Source organism: Campylobacter sp. BCW_6871, from assembly GCF_001762325.1.
Taxonomy (GTDB): domain Bacteria; phylum Campylobacterota; class Campylobacteria; order Campylobacterales; family Campylobacteraceae; genus Campylobacter_D; species Campylobacter_D jejuni.
Map to the genome: position 1 here is coordinate 664 of NZ_MJWQ01000070.1, position 503 is coordinate 1,166.

General features: G+C 30.0%; 1 protein-coding gene. It reads left to right on the forward strand.

The genetic code is table 11. From position 1 onward, the window contains the following. Window positions 1-409 (forward strand): TNT domain-containing protein (locus tag AJ930_RS08860; protein ID WP_148122817.1); only part of this gene is annotated, 409 nt, incomplete at its 5' end. Between the last annotated feature and the right edge of the window lie 94 nt (window positions 410-503).

Consider the following 503-nt stretch of genomic DNA (forward strand, 5'->3'; position numbering starts at 1 on the left):
TAAAATTCCACCCAAACCAAGAGAAGTCACTCTAAAAAAAGGGATGAAACTGGACAGATATGGAGATAATTCAGGTAGCTTTGTTTGCCCTTTTAAGGAGAAAAAAGGAGCAATACCTTATGAAAAAAGATCATTGCCTTATGAAGATAATGAAGCCATGCAAAAAACCTATAAAAGATATGAAGTATTAGAAGATATTAATATGGAGAGTATGTTAAGAAAAAAAGATATATGTCAAAATGAAAGCTTAAAAAATAAAATTGAACAATCAATGAAAAAAAACGAATTCCATTCTCCGAAGATAGGAAGAATATCTCCATGCTTTGAACAAGAAGGTGGAGGAACACAGATTAAGCTTCCTATTTCCATAGAAGACTTAATACAATTGGGCTTTATCAAACAAATATAATAATAAAGGATAGAAAATGACAAGAGAACAAGCAGAACTAATTATAAAAGAAGAAAAGTTGATTGATACAGATTGGTATCCTTCTTATAAACAT